This window comes from Burkholderia sp. PU8-34 (genome assembly GCF_053427725.1).
The window spans coordinates 57,340-75,434 of sequence record NZ_JBSAXC010000003.1 but is presented as its reverse complement, the minus strand read 5'-3'; the positions used below and the strand labels follow the sequence as shown (position 1 = coordinate 75,434).

General features: G+C 69.6%; 17 protein-coding genes. 4 read left to right on the top strand and 13 right to left on the bottom strand.

Features of this window, described 5'->3' with window-relative positions; genetic code table 11:
• Positions 1-12: 12 nt before the first annotated feature.
• From ACV22Z_RS08635 to ACV22Z_RS08585, 11 genes are all read right to left on the bottom strand, one after another.
• On the bottom strand, positions 13-1,350 hold the full coding sequence (locus tag ACV22Z_RS08635; protein WP_448075906.1) for a glutamine synthetase family protein: 1,338 nt from the start codon (positions 1,348-1,350) through the stop codon (positions 13-15).
• A 12-nt stretch (positions 1,351-1,362) separates the two neighbouring features.
• Complete coding sequence (locus ACV22Z_RS08630) at positions 1,363-2,172, bottom strand: gamma-glutamyl-gamma-aminobutyrate hydrolase family protein (protein WP_448076375.1); 810 nt, start codon at positions 2,170-2,172, stop codon at positions 1,363-1,365.
• A 615-nt stretch (positions 2,173-2,787) separates the two neighbouring features.
• Entirely contained in the window at positions 2,788-3,585 is a 798-nt protein-coding gene (gene hutG, locus ACV22Z_RS08625; RefSeq protein ID WP_448075905.1) for an N-formylglutamate deformylase, read from the bottom strand.
• A 60-nt stretch (positions 3,586-3,645) separates the two neighbouring features.
• Positions 3,646-5,022 carry a formimidoylglutamate deiminase gene (locus tag ACV22Z_RS08620; RefSeq protein WP_448075904.1) on the bottom strand — a complete coding sequence of 459 codons (1,377 nt, stop codon included), beginning with the start codon at positions 5,020-5,022 and terminating at the stop codon, positions 3,646-3,648.
• Positions 5,023-5,173: 151 nt separating this feature from the next.
• The gene (gene hutI, locus ACV22Z_RS08615) at positions 5,174-6,397 is read right to left on the bottom strand and encodes an imidazolonepropionase (RefSeq protein WP_448075903.1); all 1,224 of its coding nucleotides are present in this window, start codon (positions 6,395-6,397) and stop codon (positions 5,174-5,176) included.
• A gap of 4 nt (positions 6,398-6,401) precedes the next feature.
• Positions 6,402-7,025, bottom strand: coding sequence for a HutD/Ves family protein (locus ACV22Z_RS08610; RefSeq protein WP_448075902.1), 624 nt, complete (start codon positions 7,023-7,025; stop codon positions 6,402-6,404).
• A 2-nt stretch (positions 7,026-7,027) separates the two neighbouring features.
• Complete coding sequence (gene hutU, locus ACV22Z_RS08605; RefSeq protein WP_448075901.1) at positions 7,028-8,716, bottom strand: urocanate hydratase; 1,689 nt, start codon at positions 8,714-8,716, stop codon at positions 7,028-7,030.
• Between the two features lie 39 nt (positions 8,717-8,755).
• Complete coding sequence (gene hutC / locus ACV22Z_RS08600) at positions 8,756-9,451, bottom strand: histidine utilization repressor (protein ID WP_448075900.1); 696 nt, start codon at positions 9,449-9,451, stop codon at positions 8,756-8,758.
• A gap of 4 nt (positions 9,452-9,455) precedes the next feature.
• Positions 9,456-10,979, bottom strand: coding sequence for a histidine ammonia-lyase (gene hutH, locus ACV22Z_RS08595; protein ID WP_448075899.1), 1,524 nt, complete (start codon positions 10,977-10,979; stop codon positions 9,456-9,458).
• Positions 10,980-11,338: 359 nt separating this feature from the next.
• Positions 11,339-12,106, bottom strand: coding sequence for a 4'-phosphopantetheinyl transferase family protein (locus ACV22Z_RS08590; RefSeq protein ID WP_448075898.1), 768 nt, complete (start codon positions 12,104-12,106; stop codon positions 11,339-11,341).
• 179 nt (positions 12,107-12,285) lie between these two features.
• Positions 12,286-13,317 carry an alpha/beta hydrolase family protein gene (locus ACV22Z_RS08585; protein WP_448075897.1) on the bottom strand — a complete coding sequence of 344 codons (1,032 nt, stop codon included), beginning with the start codon at positions 13,315-13,317 and terminating at the stop codon, positions 12,286-12,288.
• Between the two features lie 144 nt (positions 13,318-13,461).
• On the opposite strand from ACV22Z_RS08585, the gene ACV22Z_RS08580 reads away from it, so the two are divergent.
• The 3 genes from ACV22Z_RS08580 (at position 13,462) to ACV22Z_RS08570 (ending at position 15,888) form a co-directional block, all read left to right on the top strand.
• Positions 13,462-14,403 (top strand): LysR substrate-binding domain-containing protein, encoded by a 942-nt coding sequence (locus ACV22Z_RS08580; RefSeq protein WP_448075896.1) that lies wholly within the window; start codon positions 13,462-13,464, stop codon positions 14,401-14,403.
• A 142-nt stretch (positions 14,404-14,545) separates the two neighbouring features.
• Entirely contained in the window at positions 14,546-15,775 is a 1,230-nt protein-coding gene (locus ACV22Z_RS08575) for an MFS transporter (protein WP_448075895.1), read from the top strand.
• On the top strand, positions 15,766-15,888 hold the full coding sequence (locus ACV22Z_RS08570; protein ID WP_448075894.1) for a hypothetical protein: 123 nt from the start codon (positions 15,766-15,768) through the stop codon (positions 15,886-15,888). The genes ACV22Z_RS08575 and ACV22Z_RS08570 overlap by 10 nt, the downstream gene beginning before the upstream one ends.
• 14 nt (positions 15,889-15,902) lie before the next feature.
• Here ACV22Z_RS08570 and ACV22Z_RS08565 read toward each other — a convergent pair whose 3' ends face one another.
• A complete protein-coding gene (locus ACV22Z_RS08565; RefSeq protein ID WP_448076400.1) occupies positions 15,903-16,031 on the bottom strand; it encodes a hypothetical protein in 129 nt (42 codons plus the stop codon).
• Between the two features lie 314 nt (positions 16,032-16,345).
• Between ACV22Z_RS08565 and ACV22Z_RS08560 the strand changes: the two genes are divergently transcribed.
• Positions 16,346-16,825 carry an SRPBCC domain-containing protein gene (locus tag ACV22Z_RS08560; protein ID WP_448075893.1) on the top strand — a complete coding sequence of 160 codons (480 nt, stop codon included), beginning with the start codon at positions 16,346-16,348 and terminating at the stop codon, positions 16,823-16,825.
• 251 nt (positions 16,826-17,076) lie between these two features.
• Here the strand turns inward: ACV22Z_RS08560 and ACV22Z_RS08555 are convergent, their stop codons facing one another.
• The gene (locus ACV22Z_RS08555; protein WP_448075892.1) at positions 17,077-18,093 is read right to left on the bottom strand and encodes an acetyltransferase; all 1,017 of its coding nucleotides are present in this window, start codon (positions 18,091-18,093) and stop codon (positions 17,077-17,079) included.
• Positions 18,094-18,095: the final 2 nt, after the last annotated feature.

The following is an 18,095-nucleotide window of genomic DNA, read 5'->3' as shown; positions in this document are numbered from 1 at the left end:
CTGCGCCGCGCGTCACACGTGCAGCAGCAGATGCCTGCGCTCCCACGAGCTGATCACGCGGAAGAACGCTTCGTATTCGGTTTCCTTCAACGCGAGATACGCCTTCACGAACTTGTCGCCGAGAATCGCGGCGAGCGGCGTGGATGCCGCCATCAGCGAGATCCCCTCCTCCAGGTTGCGCGGCAGCTGGTACGGCAGGTCGTAGCCGTCCGACGCGAGCGGCTCGGTGGGATCCAGCCGCTGCGTGATGCCGAGATAGCCGGCTGCGAGCGTCGCCGCGAACGCGAGGTACGGATTGCAGTCGACGCCCGGAATGCGGTTCTCGATGCGCCGTGCGACGGGGCTCGACTGCGGGATGCGGAAGCCGACCGTGCGGTTGTCGTAACCCCACTGCACGTTGATCGGCGCGGCCATGAAACGCGACAGCCGGCGATACGAATTGATGTAAGGCGCGAAGATCGGCATCAGCGCCGGCGTGTACTTCTGCAGCCCCGCGAGATAGCTGCGGAACAGCGGCGTCGCGTCGCCGTTCGCGTCGGAGAACAGGTTCATGCCGGTCTGCGGATCCGCGAGGCTCTGATGAATGTGCATCGCGGAGCCGGGCTCGTGCTCCATCGGCTTCGCCATGAACGTCGCGTACATGTTGTGGCGCAGCGCCGCTTCACGCACCGTGCGCTTGAACAGGAACACCTGGTCCGCGAGCGACATCGCGTCGCCGTGCACGAAGTTGATCTCCATCTGCGCGGCGCCGACTTCGTGGATCAGTGTTTCGATGTCGAGCCCCTGCATGTCGCAGTACTCGTAGATATCCTCGAACAGCGGATCGAACTCGTTGACGGCCTCGATCGAGTACGACTGGCGGCCCGTCTCCGCGCGCCCGGTGCGGCCGACGGGCGGACGCAGCGGCAGGTCGGGGTCGGCGTTCATGTCGACCAGGTAGAACTCGAGCTCGGGCGCGACGACCGGCTGCCAGCCTCTCGCGCGATACAGGTCGAGCACGCGCCGCAGCACGTAGCGCGGCGAGATCTCGACGGGCGAGCCGTCGAAGTGCACGCAGTCGTGAATCACCTGTGCGGTCGGATCGACGGCCCACGGGACCAGGCAGATCGTCGACGGGTCCGGCACGCACACCATGTCGGGATCGGTGACGCCGGTCAGCGTGCCGTCTTCCGGGTAGTCGCCGGTGACGGTCTGCACCATCACGGCCTGCGGCAGGCGCATCGATTCGCCGGACTCGAACTTGTTGCGCGGAATGATCTTGCCGCGCGCAATGCCGGCCATGTCCGGAATGATCGCCTCGACCTCGGTGATGCGATGCTGTCTCAGGAATTCGCCCAGTTCGGGTTGCATGATCGGCCTCTTTCAGTCGACGTCAGGTACGGCCGGCAGCGCGATGTCGCCGCGCTGGGCCGCGTGGATACGATGCGTCATGCGCGCACGGCACGCCGCGCCGAATGCCGCGAAAATGTCGCGCGACAGCGGCTGCTCGGCGTAGCGCCATTCGGGATGCCATTGCACGCCGAGCGCGAACGCGCGCGCGCCGCGCACGCTGATCGCCTCGATCAGCCCGTCGGGCGCGGTAGCCTCGACGATCAGGCCCGCGCCGAGCCGCGCGATGCCCTGGTCGTGCAGCGAATTCACCGTCGCGTCAGGCGCGCCGCGCGCGATCCGCTGCAGCATGCCGTTGGTCGCGAAGCGCACGACGTGCGCGGGTCCGTATTGCGACTCGAGCGGATCGGCCGGCCGCTCGCGATGGTCGGCGAAACCCGCGGTCGCATGCAGCCGTTGATGCAGCGTGCCGCCGTAGACGACGTTCATCTCCTGCATGCCGCGGCAGATCGCAAGCACGGGCACGCCGGCGTCGATCGCCGCGCGCATCAGCGGCAGCGCGGTCGCATCGCGCGCAGGATCGTGCAGCGTGCCGGGCGCGCTCTCGGCCCCGCCGTAACGATGCGGCTCGACGTTCGAATAGCTGCCCGTAAACAGCAGCCCGTCGACCGCGGCGACCAGCGCATCGATCGGCTGGCGCACGCCGAGCGCAGGCAGCACGAAGGCGAGCACGCCGGCGCCATCGACGAGCGCGGCAAGGTACTTCTCGCCCGCCGCATGGCTCGGATGCGCGCCGCGCATCGTGCGATCGGCGGTCACGGCGACGACGGGACGCGGACGCATCATCGCCTCTCCTCCCGTGCCGGAGCGCTGACTTGCAGCGTCAGGCGACGCAATGCGCCGCCCGTGCGCGAACGTTCGCGACGCCGCTCGGGCGGACCGCCGTACACCGTCGACGCACACACGCGTGCCACCCCGCCGCACGCACGACGCCGCGCAGCATGCTGGTACGACCCGGAACGGACGAAGCAAAGGACGCTAGGGCAACAACGACGCGCTGCCGTCGCACTGAACCGCGCTGAACGCGCGAGTGGCCACGAGATTGAAGCGGCGCAGGCCGCGGCGGGACATGACGATGACGCGGGGCGGGCTGGAGGGGGCGAACCGCGCACCGCGATCGGCATGCCGGATGGGACCGGTGCGATGCGGCGCGCCCGCCGACGGACTTCGCGTCCGGCGTTTCGAAGGGCTTGCGGCTTTCACGATCGTACTCGACTGACTGATTGATGTAGGCACATGTGACGACTGCCTGACATTCAGCTTATATCACCTGGAAATTGCGTCAAATTTCCGGTGTCAGCGTCGGTATTAACCCTGAACCAAACAAAAGCGGCATCGATCTGGAGAATCGATGCCGCTTGTCTCGGTGCGGGCGCGCAAGCCCGTTCTGCGTCGCGCTCAGCGATAGGCGAGCGCCGTTTCGACGAGCGTCTGCAACAGCGGCGACACCCGTGCGGCGCGCGCTTCGTCGTACGCATAAGGGCGCGTCTCTTCCATGTAGGTGATCTGCGCGAGCTCGAGCTGCACGGCCTGCACGCCCGTGTCGGGCATGCCGTAGTGACGCGTGATGTAGCCGCCCTTGAAGCGGCCGTTCGCGACGGCCGTAAAGCCGCCGTGTGCGATCACGCACTCGGCCAGCGCTTCAGCCAGGCCGGACGCCGCGCTCGCGCCGTTCGCGGTGCCGAAGTTGAAGTCCGGCAGCCGCCCGTCGAAGAAGCGCGGCACGTGCGAACGGATCGAGTGCGCCTCCCACACGAGCGCGCGGCCGTGCTCGCGCTTCAGGCGCGCGACCTCGCCCTGCAGCGCGTCGTGGTACGGCCGCCAGTAGCGGTCGCGGCGGCGCATGATCTCGTCGTTGCCCGGCAACGCGCCCGCCGGATAGAGCGGCGCCTTGTCGAACGTGTCGACCGGCACGAGCCCGGTCGTGTCCTGCCCCGGGTACAGGTTCTCGTTGTCGGGCGGCCGGTTCAGGTCGACGACGTAGCGCGCGTGCGACGGCACGAGCACCGATGCGCCGAGCGCGACGGCAAAGCCGTACAGGCGTTCGAGGTGCCAGTCGCAGTCGTCGACGAAGCGCGCGTCGGGCGTCATCGTCGCCGCGATGTCGTCGGGAATGAACGTGCCCGCATGGGGAATCGAGATCAGCAGCGGCAGCGTGCCCTGCTTCAGCGTGAATACAGCCGGTTGGTCGGTCATGTCGGTTCACCGTGTCGGTCGGACGGCTCGCGCCCCGCGGCGCGCGCCGGGTGCCGCGCGTCAGCGCAGCAGTTGCGCCAGCGCGGCGCGGTAATCGGCATACGCGGCGGCTTCGTCGCGATGGCGGCGTTCGCGCACGACGCACTCGCCGCCCGTATAGACGTCGCGCACCGGCGTGTCGCCGTGCTCGGCGAACACCGCACCGGACAGCCATGCGGCGCTGTCATGCTCGGCGATCGCCGGATGATCGGGGTCGAGCACGAGCCAGTCGGCGCGGCAGCCCGCGCGCAGCGCGCCGATGTGCCGCCCGCTTGCCTGCGCGCCGCCTGCGAGCGACGCGTCGAACAGGCGATCCGCGACGTAAGGCTGCGTGTCGCTCGCCAGCACGTTGCGCGCGCGATGCACGAGACGCTGCCCGTATTCGAGCAGGCGCAGCTCCGCGCGCCAGTCGACCGACGCATGGCTGTCGGAGCCGATGCCGATCACGCCGCCTTGCGCGAGATAGTCGACGGCCGGGAACACGCCGTCGCCCAGGTTCGCTTCCGTCGTCAGGCACAGGCCCGCGACCGCGCGACGCTTGGCGAGCTCGGCGGTCTCGGCCGCGTCGACGTGCGTCGCATGCACGAGGCACCAGCGCGCATCGACGTCGAAGCGATCGAGCAGCCATTGCACGGGCCGCGCGCCATGCGTGCGCACGCAGTCGTCGACTTCGGCCGTCTGTTCGGCGATGTGGATGTGCACGGGCGCATCGTCGGGCAGCCCGTCGAGCAGCGTGCGCAGCCCGGCTTCGGACACCGCGCGCAGCGAATGCGGCGCGACGCCATAGCGCAGCGCGCCGTTCTCGGGCGCGACGCGGCGCATCGCGTCGAGCAGCTCGAGCAGGCCGTCGGGCGTGTTGATGAAGCGGCGCTGGTCGTCGCGCGGCGGCTTGTTGCCGAAGCCCGCGAACTGGTACGACACGGGCAGCATCGTGATGCCGATGCCGGCCGCGCGCGCCGCGTCGATCACGCGGGTGCCGAGCTCGGCGATCTGCGGATAGCGCGCGCCGTCCTGCGCGTGATGCACGTAATGGAATTCGCACACCGACGTGTAGCCGCACTTCAGCATCTCGACATACAGCCAGCGCGCGACCGCCGCGAGCGCTTCGGGCGTGATCTTCAGCGCGAAGCGGTACATCAGGTCGCGCCAGCTCCAGAAGCTGTCGGACGGGTTCGCGCGGTATTCGGTCAGCCCCGCCATCGCGCGCTGGAACGCGTGCGAGTGCAGGTTCGGCATGCCGGGCAGCACGGGGCCCGCCGCGCGCGCGACGCCGGCGGGCGCGTCGGTGTCGGGCGTCACCTCGGTCAGCGTGCCCGCCGCATCCCAGCGCAGCAGCACGTTGCGGCGCCAGCCGTCAGGCAGATACGCGTGCGCCGCGAACAACGTCATTTCGGTCATCGTGTGTCCTATGTCGACCAGACCTGGTGCTTTAGCGCTTGGTCTGGTCCCATGCCGCGATTGGCCCGAGTGAGCGCTTCAGCGCTTGCTCCAGCCCCGTGGCGGTCGACCAGACTTCGCGCGTCAGCGCTTGGTCCGGTCCCATGCAATGCTATCCGTTCGTGCGGCGAAACACGGTCGTCCCGCCGCGCACGACCTGCTCGCACAGCGGGCGGCCGATCCAGTAAGCGAGTTCCGCGAGCGAGCCGACCGACCACACCGCGAAATCAGCCTGGCGGCCGACTTCGAGCGCGCCGTGCCGGTCCGCGCGGCCGAGCGCCGCGGCCGCGTGTCGCGTGACGCCCTGCAGCACTTCAGGCACCGTCATGCGGAACAGCGTGCAGCCGAGGTTCATCGTCAGCAGCAGCGACTCGAGCGGCGACGTGCCGGGGTTATGGTCGGTCGCGAGCGCGATCGGCACCTGGTGCTTGCGCAGCAGGTCGAGCGGCGGCAACTGCGTCTCGCGAATGAAGTAGTACGCGCCGGGCAGCAGCACGGCGACCGTGCCGGCCGCCTTCATCGCTTCGATGCCCGCTTCGTCGAGGAATTCGAGGTGGTCGGCGGACAGCGCGCGGTAGCGCGCGGCGAGCGCGGTGCCGCCCGCGTTCGACAGCTGTTCCGCATGCAGCTTGACCGGCAGCCCGCGCCGCGCCGCGGCCTCGAACACGCGTTCGGTCTGCGCGAGCGAAAAGCCGATGCGCTCGCAGAACACGTCGACCGCGTCGACGAGGCCTTCGTCGGCCAGCGCCGGCAGCATCCGCTCGCACACTTCGTCGATGTATGCATCCGCGCGCCCCGCGTATTCGGGCGGCAGCGCGTGCGCGCCGAGGAACGTCGTGTAGACCGTCACCGGGAAGCGCTCGCCGAGCAGTCGCGCGACGCGCAGCATCTTGCGCTCGCTCGCGAGGTCGAGCCCGTAGCCCGACTTGATCTCGATCGCGGTCACGCCTTCCGCGAGCAGCGGCTGCAGGCGTGCTGCGGCCTGCACGAACAGCGTCGCCTCGTCGGCATCGCGCGTCGCGCGCACCGTCGACACAATGCCGCCGCCCTGCCGCGCGATTTCCTCGTAGCTGACGCCCGCGAGGCGCTGCGCGAATTCGTCCGCGCGCGTGCCGCCGTACACGAGGTGCGTGTGGCAATCGACGAGGCCCGGCGTCACCCACGCGCCGTGCAGGTCTTCGCGCGTCCAGTGCGCATAGTCGTGCGGCAGCGCGGAGAACGCGCCGAGCCAGACGATCGTGCCGGTTTCGTCGACAGCGATCGCCGCGTCGTCGATCGACTCGTCGGGATGGCCGTGCGGACACAGCCTCAGGTGATGCCAAACAGTCGGTTTCATGCGTTCAGTCTGATCCGGCGGCCTCGAGCGACACGGCGAGCAGCGCGCCGTCGCCGCTCACCGCGACGTCAAACGCACGCTGCGGCCCGTCGAGTCGCAGCGTGTCCATTTCTTCCAGCGTAAAGGTGGCGCCGTCGGTGGCGCCGTCGATCACGACCTGCACCGTGCCCGTCGCGCAGTACAGCAGCACGGTGTCGGCGCGTGCCACGCGATGCGTACCGGCGTGCCACGCGGCGACCGTCCCGCGCGTCGTCGCGCGGCGCGTCATCAGGTTGAAGTCGCGCGTCGGGCCGTCATGCAGCGTCGCGTCGATCGCCGTCTCGCCCGCGAAATCCGCGCGCTCGAGCGGCGCATCGAGCACGTGGCGGGCGCCGTCGGCGACCGCGAGCGTCATGCCCGCGCCGGACAGCAGCACCAGCGTGCGGTCGATCCCTTCAAAGCGCGAAAACGGCCCCGCCGCGGCGACGTCCGCGACGCTCACGCGCCACGCGAACGCGTCGAGCGCGGCGCCGGGAGGAAAGGCGGCGATCTCGCGCGTCACGCCGCCGCCGTTCTTCCACGGCGACGCAACGAGATCCGCCGCGCGGATCAGCGCGGCGGCCACCGGCGCCTGGTCGAGCGCCGTCATGCTCAGCGGCCGAGCATCGGCAGCTTCAGGCCGGCTTCGCGGGCCGTCTGCTGCGCGAGTTCGTAGCCGGCGTCCGCATGGCGCATCACGCCCGTCGCCGGGTCGTTCAGCAGCACGCGGCCGAGACGCTCGTGCGCTTCAGCGGTGCCGTCAGCGACGATCACGACGCCCGAGTGCTGCGAGAAGCCCATGCCGACGCCGCCGCCGTGGTGCAGCGACACCCACGATGCACCGCCCGCGGTGTTCAGCAGCGCGTTCAGCAGCGGCCAGTCGCTGACTGCGTCCGAACCGTCCTTCATCGCTTCCGTTTCGCGGTTCGGGCTGGCGACCGAGCCGGTGTCGAGGTGATCGCGGCCGATCACGATCGGCGCCTTCAGTTCGCCGTTCTTCACCATCTCGTTGAACGCCTGGCCGAGGCGATAGCGATCCTTCACGCCAACCCAGCAGATCCGTGCCGGCAGGCCCTGGAACGCGATGCGTTCGCGCGCCATGTCGAGCCAGTTGTGCAGGTGCGGATCGTCGGGGATCAGTTCCTTGACCTTCTGGTCGGTCTTGTAGATGTCTTCCGGATCGCCGGACAGCGCAACCCAGCGGAACGGGCCCTTGCCTTCGCAGAACAGCGGGCGGATGTATGCCGGTACGAAGCCCGGGAAGTCGAACGCGTTCTCGACACCCATCTCGAGCGCCATCTGGCGGATGTTGTTGCCGTAGTCGAGCGTCGCCGCGCCGCGTTCCTGCAGCGCCAGCATCGCGCGCACCTGGACGGCCATCGACTGCTTCGCGACCTTCACGATGCTTTGCGGATCGACCTTCTGCGCTTCGCGCCATTGCGCGACGGTCCAGCCTTGCGGCAGGTAGCCGTTGATCGGGTCGTGCGCGCTCGTCTGGTCGGTCACGCAGTCCGGCGTGATGCCGCGCGTGACGAGTTCCGCGAACACGTCGGCCGCGTTGCCGAGCAGGCCGATCGACACCGGCTTGCCGGTGCGCTTCGCTTCCTCGATCATACCGAGCGCTTCGTCGAGGGTCGTCGCCTTCTTGTCGACGTAGCGGGTCTTCAGGCGGAAGTCGATGCGCGTTTCGTCGCATTCGACCGCGATCATCGAGAAGCCTGCCATCGTCGCCGCGAGCGGCTGCGCGCCGCCCATGCCGCCCAGGCCGCCCGTCAGGATCCAGCGGCCCGACGGGTCGCCGTTGAAGTGCTGGTTCGCGACCGAGAAGAAGGTTTCATAGGTGCCCTGCACGATGCCCTGGCTGCCGATGTAGATCCAGCTGCCGGCCGTCATCTGGCCGTACATCATCAGGCCCTTGCGGTCGAGCTCGTGGAAGTGGTCCCAGTTCGCCCAGTGCGGCACGAGGTTCGAGTTCGCGAGCAGCACGCGCGGCGCATCCTTGTGCGTGCGGAACACACCGACCGGCTTGCCCGACTGAATCAGCAGCGTTTCGTTCTCTTCGAGATCCTTCAGCGACGCGAGGATCTGGTCGTAGCATTCCCAGTTGCGCGCCGCACGGCCGATGCCGCCGTACACGACGAGCGCGTGCGGGTGCTCGGCGACTTCCGGATCCAGGTTGTTCTGGATCATCCGGTACGCTGCTTCCGCGAGCCAGGTCTTGCAGGTCTTCTCGCTGCCGCGCGGCGCGCGGATCGTGCGCGTCGGGTCGAGACGGGGATCGATGTGTTTCGGATGGTTCATGACGACTGCTCCCGAAGGAAAAGGAATATCAATAAGGAATCAGAAATGCCCGGTGAAGCGATAACGGCTGCCGGGGTGCCACAAGTTCGCCACCGAGGCGACGACGCCCTGCGACCAGGTGCGCCGATGTAAAACCAGACACGGTTCGACGTCGTCCATCCGAAGCTGCTCGCGCCGCTCGGGCGCCGGAGCCGCCGCTTCGATCCGGTACTCGACGCGCTGCAGCGGAGCCGCGCGCATCAGGTACTGGTTCGGCGTCGTATTCGTGAAATCCTGCTCGGCGTAATCCGGCGCAACCGCCGGATTCACCCACCGTTCTTCGAGCTGCACCGGCTCTTCGTTCTCGAAGTGCAGCACCTGCGAATGGAACAGCTTCGCGCGCACCGCCACCTGCATCTCGTCCGCGAGCGCCTCGTCGGCCTTCACGGTGTCGAGGCCGAGCACGCTGGCGTGATACGCATGCCCGCGCGCCGCGACTTCCTCCGAAATGCTGCGGATCGCCACCAGGGTCGACTCGTACTTCGGCCGCGCGACGAAGGTGCCCGCGCCTTGCACGCGCGTGATCACCTGCTCGGCCGTCAACTCGCGCAGCGCGCGGTTGACGGTCATGCGCGCGACCTTGAACTCGCGGGCCAGCTCGTTCTCGGACGGCACCTGATCGCCCTCCGCCCACTCGCCGGCATGAATGCGAGCCAGGATGAAATCCTTGATCTCCTGGTAGACCGGTGCGCTCATCGCCTTACTGTTCCGATGCGAACGAGAACGGGCTGACCTTCGCGAACGCGCGCTCGCCGACGAGCTTCGCGATCACCGCGATGTCCGGCGCGAAGTAGTGGTCGAGTTCATAGTGCGCAACCTTGCCGCGGATCGTTTCCATCACGGGCGCCAGCTTCGGGCTCGTGTGATACGGCGCGCGCAGGTCGACGCCCTGGGCAGCGGCCAGCAGTTCGATCGCGAGGATGTGCTTCGTGTTGTCCGCGATGTCGGCGAGCTTGCGTGCGGCGAACGTCGCCATCGACACGTGGTCTTCCTGGTTCGCCGAGGTCGGCAGCGAGTCGACCGACGCCGGGTGCGCGAGCGTCTTGTTCTCCGACGCCAAGGCGGCTGCCGTCACGTGCGCAATCATGAAGCCCGAGTTCACGCCACCATCCTTCACGAGGAACGGCGGCAGGCCCGACAGCGTCGCGTCGATCAGCAGTGCGATGCGGCGCTCGGCCAGCGCGCCGATTTCCGATGCGGCGAGCGCGAGGTTGTCGGCCGCGAACGCGACGGGTTCAGCATGGAAGTTGCCGCCCGACAGCACTTCGCCGGTATCCGGGAAAATCAGCGGGTTGTCCGACACGGCGTTCGCCTCGACGAGCAGCACGTCGGCCGCGTGGCGCATCTGGTCCAGACACGCGCCCATCACCTGCGGCTGGCAGCGCAGGCTGTACGGATCCTGCACCTTGTCGCAGTCGCGGTGCGACTGGTTGATCGGCGAGCCTTCGAGCAGGTCGCGATAGGCCGCGGCCGCGTCGATCTGGCCTTGATGGCCGCGCAGTTCATGAATGCGTGCGTCGAACGGCTTCACCGAGCCGGCGGCCGCGTCGACCGACAGCGCGCCCGCGACGAGCGCGGTGCGGTACAGGTCTTCGATCGCGAACATGTTGTCGAGTGCCAGCGCCGTCGATGCCTGCGTGCCGTTCAGCAGCGCGAGGCCTTCCTTCGCCTGCAGCGTCAGCGGCGCGAGGCCCGCAACGCGCAGACCGTCGACCGCGCTCGCACGCTCGCCGCGGATGAACACTTCGCCGACGCCGAGCAGCACCGCCGACATGTGCGCGAGCGGCGCGAGGTCGCCCGATGCGCCAACTGAGCCCTTCACCGGGATCAGCGGCAGCACGTCCGCGTTGAACAGCTTGATCAGCGCGTCCATCACTTCGCGGCGGATGCCCGAGTGACCGCGGCCGAGGCTCGACAGCTTCAGCGCCATCAGCAGACGCACCGACGAGCGCGCCATCGGCTCGCCGACACCGACTGCATGCGACAGCACGAGGTTCTTCTGCAGCAGTTCGAGCTGGTCGTGCGGGATGTGCGTGCTGGCCAGACGGCCGAAGCCCGTGTTGATGCCGTATGCCGGCTCGCCCTTCGCGGCGATGTCGGCGACGGCCTTCGCGCCTGCGTCGATCTTCGCGAAGCTCGCCGGGTCGAGCGCGAGCTGGACGGGTTCGCGGGCGATCTTGCGCAGTTGCGGGAGGGTCAGGTGGCCGGGGGTGAGCGTAATCATGTGAGCAATCCTGTCTAGACAAGTTCGGAATGGATGCAGTGTAGCCATCCCAACTTGTATAGACAACCAGTTTTCACCGATTTCGACTCGGGAGTTTCCCTGATGCCCGGAATCGCCTGCCGGATCGCGCTGCGCGGTTCCGGATTCATCATATGTTGCGGCAATTTTGTTTTTTGGCAACATACGAATCACCCCCGCACGCTACGGAGACGCTGACATGAATACCCCGCCGCGGCTCGCCGCCCCGCTCGCCCGCTGGACGCTCGTCGCCGCCTGCGCCGCGGCCTGCGCGCCGCTCGAATGAGCGGGTGTTGGCCCGTATTTCATCCCGTATTTCAGCCCGGGTATCGGGTCGGGAATCAGCCGCCGCGTGTCCACGCGACACACGACGCGTAGCCGGAGGCCGCGTCGAGCCACGCGGCGTCGAACGCGGCGACGCCGGCCGCCGGCGCCGCGGGCGCGACGACCAGCATCGACGGCGTCGCCGCATCGCGCGGCGGCACGACCGCAAACGCGCGCAGCCCTCCGACGATGCCGGTGCCGAGCGCCTTCAGCAGTGCTTCCTTCGCGGCCCATATGCGCATGAACGCGTCGGCGCGCGCGGGGGCCGCCAGGCTGTCCAGATACGCGGCTTCGGCCGACGTGCAGACCTCGCGGGCCAGTGCGCGCCAGTCGAGCGTGCGGCCGCAGCGTTCGATGTCCACACCGACCCGGCAGGCAGGCGACCACGCGATCAGCGCGTGATCGCCTGCATGCGACACGTTGAAATCGAGCGGCGCGCGATGCGCGTGATCGAGCGCCGGACGGCCGGACTCGCCGACGACGAGCGCGACCGCATGCGGTGCGACGCCGAGTTGCGGACCGAGCACGTCGCGCAGCGCGGCGCGCGTGGCGGCGCTGCGCACGGTGTCCTCCCAGCGGAGGAATCGGCCGGCTCGCGCGCGCTCTGCGTCGCTCAGCGCCGCATACGCAGGCGACGCGAGCGGCACGCGCCAGTCGAAATCGATGCGCACGACCTGTACGCCCGCGCGGCGCGCGGCCGGCGGCACGTCGAGCGCATGCGCGCCATATGCACGATGGGCACGCTGCGTGACGGAGCCGGAATCGGGAGCGGACGGGATAGACATCGACGCGTGGCCTGCGGAGCGAAACGCCCGATGTTAATCGATTGCGATGGGAGCGGGCGCCGCGCGGTCTGCTGTGCAGAAGCTCGCGGCGCCCGCCGTATAGCCGTATAGCCGTATAGCCGTGTAGCCGTGTAGCCGTGTAGCCCTGTAGCCCTGTAGCCCTGTAGCCCTGTAGCCGTTCAGCCGTTCGCGGCCACCCCGCCGTGTTCATGCCGCGTGCGCGCCGCGTCATGCCGCGCATGGACGACGCCCGGTGCATCGGCCGGCAGCGCGCCATGCTGCAGCCAGTGCAGCGCAACGGGCCACAGCGTATCGGCGAAGCGGCTGTGAAAGAACGCGAAGTGCCCGATCGCGTCGACGCCGATATCGCGCGGCGCGATCCGCAGATGCGTCACGTCGCTGCCCGTGTAGTAGCCGATCAGCCGCTCGATGGCGGCGACGGTGCCGAACGCGTCGTCGTCGAGGCCGATCGCGAGCATCGGCGCGCTCAGCGCCGCGAAGCGCGCGGGCAGTTCCGCGCGGCTCGCGACGCTCTCCGCATGCGGGCCGCGCGTGTAGCCCTCCTCGAAACGCGGCTGCGAGCGCGCCCACGATAGCGCGACGCCGCGCGGCGTGTCCTCCATCCAGCCGAGACGCTTCGCGGGCACATACCCGCAGACCGCCGCGAGCGCCGGCATCGCGACGTGCCACTTCCACCACATGCGGCGCCGCTCCAGCGGCAAGTAGTCGCGCCAGTACGCGTACTGCGCGCCGACCGTCAGCACGCACCGCACATGCACGTTCGACGGCGCGAGCCCGAGCGCGAAACCGCCGATGCTGTGCGCGACGACATCGATCGGCTGGCCGGGAAACCTGTCGCGTGCATGCTGCAGCGCGGCCTCGCAGTCGAGCCGCCCCCAGTCGAGCCAGTTCGCGCGCAGGCCCGCGAGCCGCGCAGGACGCGACCCGCCGATGCCGCGATAGTCGTAGACGAGCACATCGTGCCCGTGCGCATACAGCCACGCGGCAAAGCGGAAGTAATAGTCGCAACGCACCGACGTCGCGCAGTTCACGACCGTGACCGGCCGCCCCGCCGCGCCGGCGCGATGCCGCCATACGTGGCCGCGCAGCGCATAACCGTCCGCCGCGTGCAGCGTCACCGGCTCCGGCGGCAACGGGTCCGCGGGGCGGTCGTCGCGCCGTTCGCGGACCGTCTGGTTCGAATTCATCATCTTGTCTCCAGGCTCGAGCCGGATGCCCGGCTCATCGTGGCTGCCATCGGCCGCCTGTGCGCGCGGCCCCGTCCGCCTCCATTGAACTTGACGCGGCGCGCGATCTCAACCAATCTTCCTGCTCCGTTCGCATGAGTCCGACGCATGTCAACGCCTCTCGTCCGTCTCCCGTCGCTGGATCTCGTGCGCGGCTTCGTCGCGGTCGGCCGCCGCATGAGCATCACGCTCGCCGCACAGGATCTGTGCGTGACCCAGTCCGCCGTCAGCCGCCAGGTGCATGCGCTCGAGGCACACCTCGGCGTCGCGCTGCTCGAGCGCGGCTACCGGAAGATCGCGTTCACGCCCGAGGGCGAACGCCTGTTCCGCATCGCCGACGCGGCGCTGCGCAGCCTGCAGGACACCATCGGCACGCTCGCCGCCGCGCGCGAGCGCCAGCCCGTCACGATCACCGCGAGCATCGGCGTCACCGCGCTGTGGCTGCTGCCGCGGCTCGGCCGGCTGCAGGCGCGCCTGCCGGACGTCGACCTGCGCGTCGCCGCGAATGACAAGGTACTCGATTTGCCCGCCGAAGGCATCGACCTCGGGATCCGCTACTGTCCGCGCGATCGCGCGCCGGCGGGCGCCCGGCACCTGTTCGACGAGACCGTGCTGCCGGTCGCGCACCCGGCGCTCGCCGCGCGGCCGATCGCGGATGCCGCCGCGCTGTCGGGCCACGTGCTGCTCGAATTCGACGGGCCGCCGCTCACGCAGCTGCGCTGGCTCGACCACCTGCGCGCGGCCGGGCTCGGCGACGCGCGCCCGAAAGGCGTGCTGCGCTTCAACCAGTACGACCAGGTGATCCAGGCGGCGATCGCCGGCCAGGGCATCGCGCTCGGGCGGCTCGCGCTCGTCGCGCCGATGCTCGCGGACGGCCGCCTCGCGGTGCTCGGCCCGCGCGCGCCGGTGCCGCAGAACAGCTACGGCTACTGGCTGTTCCAGCGCGATCCCGCGCCGCGGCGCGAGGTGGCTGAGGTGCGCGACTGGATCTGTGCGGAGGCCGCCGAATGCGATGCGGTGATGCGCGCGCACGATGCGGCACGGGGCTGAGCGGGCACGCGACCCGTCACATGCGCCGCACGCATGCGAACCTGACCGAATGATCGCTTGAGCGTCGCGGCGGGCGCGCCGTCTAATCGAACCGTTCGCGCGCCCTTTCCGCCGCGCGCCGCCGACCTCCCGGAGACGCCCGATGACCCCGCTCACGCACGAGTTCCGAACCCGCTGGCTACCCGTCCTCGCCGGCGGCCTGATCATGGGCGCCGCGCTCGGCATCCGCCACGTGCAGGGCCTGTTCCTCGCGCCCGTCACGCTCGATCACGGCTGGTCGCGCGAAGCGTTCGGCCTCGCGCTCGCGCTGCAGAACCTGGTCTGGGGCGTCGCGCAGCCGTTCACCGGGATGATCGCCGACCGCTTCGGCTCGCCACGCGTGATCGTCGTCGGCATGCTGCTGTATGCGCTCGGGCTCGTGACGATGGCGCATGCGGCATCGCCCGGCCTCTTCACGGTCGGCGCCGGGCTCGTGATCGGCATGGCGCTGTCGGGCTCCGCGTTCGCCGCGATCTACGGCGCGCTGAGCCGCCTGTTCCCGGCCGAGCAGCGCGGCTGGGCGCTCGGCGTCGCGGGCGCGATCGGCGGGCTCGGCCAGTTCTGCATGGTGCCGGTCGCGCAGGGCCTGATCGGCGGCATCGGCTGGATGCATGCGTTCGTCGCGCTCGCGCTCGTCGCCGTCGTGCTCGCGCCGCTCGCCGCGCTGCTGCGCGACCGTCCCGCGCATGCGGCCGGCGCGCGCGAGCACGAGCAGTCGATTGCCGATGCGGTGCGCGAGGCGTTCTCGCACCGCGGCTTCTGGCTGCTCAACGCCGGCTTCTTCGCGTGCGGCTTCCAGCTCGCATTCATCGCGACGCACCTGCCCGCCTATCTGCTCGATCACGGGCTGCCGGCCCGCCACGCGAGCGTCGCGCTCGCGCTGATCGCGCTGACCAACGTCGCCGGCACCTATGCGTGCGGCCACCTCGGCGGGCTGCTGCGCCGCAAGTACGTGCTGTCCGTGCTGTACCTCGTGCGCGCGCTCGCGATGGCCGCGTTCGTCGCGGTGCCGCTGTCGCCGGCGAGCGTCTATGCGTTCGCGGCCGTGATGGGATTCACGTGGCTCGGCACGGTGCCGCTGACGAACGGCGTGGTCTCGCAGATGTTCGGCGTGCGCTACATCGCGACGCTGTTCGGCTTCGTGTTCTTCGGGCACCAGCTCGGCAGCTTCTTCGGCGTATGGCTCGGCGCCGTCGTGTACGACGCAATGCACTCGTATCTGCCGCTGTGGATCGGCTCGATCGCGCTCGGCGTGCTCGCCGCGCTGCTGCACCTGCCGATCGACGATGCGCGTGTCGCCCGCGCGGCGCAGGGCAAGCCGGCATGGGCGTGATCCGCGCCGCGCTCGCGGCCGGCGCGCTCGCGTTCGTCGCGTGGTGCGGCGCCGCGTACTTCGAGCCGGGCGTCGCGTTCGCGGTGCTCGAGCACGTCGCGTTCTGCACCTGAAAACCGACACCGCGTCAGCGGCTCAACGGCAGCGTGGCCAGTGCGTCGAGTGCGCGCCGCCGTGCCGCTTCGTGGTCGACGAGCGGCGCCGGATAGTCGACGCCGAGCCGGATGCCGGCCGCCGCGAGCCCCGACGTCGACACGGTCCAGGCGCGTGGATCGCCGCGGCGCCGTGGGCCACGCCCCCTCCCCCGTAAAACGCCTTAGTCCATTCCGACGATTTTTGGCGGCGTGCGACAGCCTACGCTCGACGTCGGGCATGTCGCGATGTGCGGCGCGCGCCGGCCAATGCCGCGCGCCGCACTCCGCACGTGCCCGCCAGGCGCGCCGGCGCCGGCGGCATGCAAACGCTGCCCGCCGCACCCGCGCATTCGATCCCGACTGCCGTGGCAGCACGCGCCAATTCCGCACCGTTTTCGCGCCACTGCCGCGACCCTACCCGACCCATCTCGCCGCCATGACCAAAGCCGCCAATCTCGTCACCTCGATCACCGTCGACATCGACGCCCCCGCGTCGGTCGTCTGGGAAGTGCTGACCGACTTCCCGCGCTATGCCGAATGGAACACCTTCTGCGTCGGCCTCGAAACGACCGGCCGCCTCGGCGATCTCGTCTGCATGCAGGTGCGGATTCCGGGCACCGGCGACGTGATCCCCGTCAACGAAACCCTCGTCGCGTACGAGCCCGAACGCCTGCTGTCATGGGAACAGCGCCCGACCGACGACAACAAGGACGCCGCACGCCGCGACCAGTACATCGACGCAGATGGCCCCGGGCACTGCCGCTACTTCACGACCGACCAGTTCCTCGGCGTCAATGCGGACACGATCATGCGCAACCACGGCGCGTGGGTGAAGCGCGGCTTCGACCAGTGCGCGCTCGACGTGAAGGCGCGCGCCGAAGCGCTGAACGCGGCGCGCAGCCGCAAGCGAGCGTGAGTGAAGACACGTGCCGGCCGCGTTCGCGACCGGTTGAGCAAGGGACTCGCGCCGCGCGGAGGCCGCGCGGCGCGACGCGGTGCGACCTGACCTGCCCTGACGTGGGTGGCGCGGCGCGGCGTGGCGTGGCGTGGCGTGGCGTGGCGTGGCGTGACGTGGCGCGGCGCGGCGTGGCGTGACGGGGCGTGACCTGACGCAACGCAACGCAACGCGACGCGACGCGACGCAACGCAACGCAACGCAACGCAATGTCAGTCGATCCTGAACGCAGCCTCGAAACGTGCGACGAACGCGTCGAACTCCGTTTCCGGCAGGTGGTTGATGCCACCCGCCCGTTTGCGGCCGCCACCCGTCGCGAAGCCGCGGCAGAAATCGTCGGCGCCGAGCGCGCGGCCGTCGGGCACGCGCACGCTGACGACGAGCCCGCCGTCCGCGCGCGGCGACAGCACCGCGAGCGCGGCGCCCGGCTGGCTGCGCATCCGCTCGTTCGCGAGCATCCCCGTTGCGCGCCGCGCCCACGCGTGATCTGGCATCCGGATCAGCGTCGCGCCCGGCACGTCGCGCAGCGGCGCGAGCGCGGATGCGCGTGCCATGTCATCGCGGTAGCCGTCGCGCAGCGCGGCGAACACCGGCGTGCCGCGCACGAAGTCGAGCGGATCCGCGCACGGCAGCATCGCATCGGCAAGCGCCGCCGGATCGAAGTGCAGATCGCCGACGCAATCGCCATACGCGTTGTAGTTCAGGTAATGCCCGAGCTCCGCGAACGTGCGCGTGTCCGCTTCGCCGATCCCGTGCGCGCGCGAGAGCGCGTCGCCGAGCGCCGGCAGCTCGTCGCCGAACGTCGCGACGATCGCCCAGCGTACATGCCGGCCGCCGAGGCGGCGGTTCACGAGCATGCTCGTGCACACGTCCGCCGCCGTGTCGATGTGCGCGTCGAAACGCGGATCGTCCGGCAGGTCGCCCGCGAAGTGATGGTCGAAATAGCGGATCGCGACGCCGTCGTTCAGCAGCTTCGCGACGGCCTCGCGATTCTGGTCGTGCGACACGTCCAGCACGGTGATCCGGTCGCCCGCGCGCGCGTCGATGCGTGCGACGAGGCGCACGTCGCGCTTCACGCCGGTGACGAGCGTGCCCCGCCCGCCTTCGGCGAGCCGAAGTTGCTGAAGCGCGCACAGGCCGTCCGCGTCGCCGTTGAACGCGAAGAAGTGCTGCCCGCCGTCGTTTGCGTGATCATGTGCGTGATCATGTGCCTGATCGTTTGCCTGCATCG

Excerpts from the sequence above, each read along its gene's own strand:
- ACV22Z_RS08635 (WP_448075906.1), bottom strand. The coding sequence starts at position 1,350 with ATGCAACCCGAACTGGGCGAATTCCTGAGACAGCATCGCATCACCGAG.
- ACV22Z_RS08630 (WP_448076375.1), bottom strand. The coding sequence starts at position 2,172 with ATGCGTCCGCGTCCCGTCGTCGCCGTGACCGCCGATCGCACGATGCGC.
- hutG (WP_448075905.1), bottom strand. The coding sequence starts at position 3,585 with ATGACCGACCAACCGGCTGTATTCACGCTGAAGCAGGGCACGCTGCCG.
- ACV22Z_RS08620 (WP_448075904.1), bottom strand. The coding sequence starts at position 5,022 with ATGACCGAAATGACGTTGTTCGCGGCGCACGCGTATCTGCCTGACGGC.
- hutI (WP_448075903.1), bottom strand. The coding sequence starts at position 6,397 with ATGAAACCGACTGTTTGGCATCACCTGAGGCTGTGTCCGCACGGCCAT.
- ACV22Z_RS08610 (WP_448075902.1), bottom strand. The coding sequence starts at position 7,025 with ATGACGGCGCTCGACCAGGCGCCGGTGGCCGCCGCGCTGATCCGCGCG.
- hutU (WP_448075901.1), bottom strand. The coding sequence starts at position 8,716 with ATGAACCATCCGAAACACATCGATCCCCGTCTCGACCCGACGCGCACG.
- hutC (WP_448075900.1), bottom strand. The coding sequence starts at position 9,451 with ATGAGCGCACCGGTCTACCAGGAGATCAAGGATTTCATCCTGGCTCGC.
- hutH (WP_448075899.1), bottom strand. The coding sequence starts at position 10,979 with ATGATTACGCTCACCCCCGGCCACCTGACCCTCCCGCAACTGCGCAAG.
- ACV22Z_RS08590 (WP_448075898.1), bottom strand. The coding sequence starts at position 12,106 with ATGTCTATCCCGTCCGCTCCCGATTCCGGCTCCGTCACGCAGCGTGCC.
- ACV22Z_RS08585 (WP_448075897.1), bottom strand. The coding sequence starts at position 13,317 with ATGATGAATTCGAACCAGACGGTCCGCGAACGGCGCGACGACCGCCCC.
- ACV22Z_RS08580 (WP_448075896.1), top strand. The coding sequence starts at position 13,462 with ATGTCAACGCCTCTCGTCCGTCTCCCGTCGCTGGATCTCGTGCGCGGC.
- ACV22Z_RS08575 (WP_448075895.1), top strand. The coding sequence starts at position 14,546 with ATGACCCCGCTCACGCACGAGTTCCGAACCCGCTGGCTACCCGTCCTC.
- ACV22Z_RS08570 (WP_448075894.1), top strand. The coding sequence starts at position 15,766 with ATGGGCGTGATCCGCGCCGCGCTCGCGGCCGGCGCGCTCGCGTTCGTC.
- ACV22Z_RS08560 (WP_448075893.1), top strand. The coding sequence starts at position 16,346 with ATGACCAAAGCCGCCAATCTCGTCACCTCGATCACCGTCGACATCGAC.
- ACV22Z_RS08555 (WP_448075892.1), bottom strand. The coding sequence starts at position 18,093 with ATGCAGGCAAACGATCAGGCACATGATCACGCACATGATCACGCAAAC.